Here is a 473-nt window from a genome sequence, read left to right as displayed (position 1 = left end):
ATATGCTGATGCTGATGAAACCGAACTAATGAAAATGGCAATTCGCATGCCGGACACCATGAAAATAGAACGCGATGAAATCGATGAAAACGACTGGGTACAAATCCAAACCGTTATCGAAGAAGCGTTGCAAAACATCCTGAATTTTAGAAAAGATGAAGGAATGTCTCTTGAAAAAGAATTTCAATTGCGAATTGGCAATATTCGTCAATACATGACCGAAGCTTTGGCACTTGATCCAGAACGCGTTCAGGCAATAAAAGACCGTTTACAAACTGCAATCTCAGAATTAAAAGTGAATGTAGATGAAAATCGTTTCGAGCAAGAATTGATTTATTATTTAGAGAAATTAGACATCACCGAAGAAAAAGTACGTTTGACGAATCACCTGGATTATTTCCTGGAAACCATCAACGGAACCGAAGCTAACGGTAGAAAATTAGGTTTCATCACCCAAGAAATGGGACGTGAAA

1 protein-coding gene is annotated in these 473 nt (G+C 38.1%); it reads left to right on the top strand.

What is annotated here, in order from left to right; genetic code table 11:
* A partial coding sequence (locus FCS21_RS17705; protein ID WP_138624494.1) for an endoribonuclease YicC domain-containing protein occupies positions 1-473 on the top strand: 473 nt, incomplete at both ends.

This window comes from Colwellia ponticola (assembly GCF_005885605.1).
GTDB lineage: Bacteria > Pseudomonadota > Gammaproteobacteria > Enterobacterales > Alteromonadaceae > Colwellia > Colwellia ponticola.
This window is presented reverse-complemented; position numbering and strand designations above follow the sequence as displayed.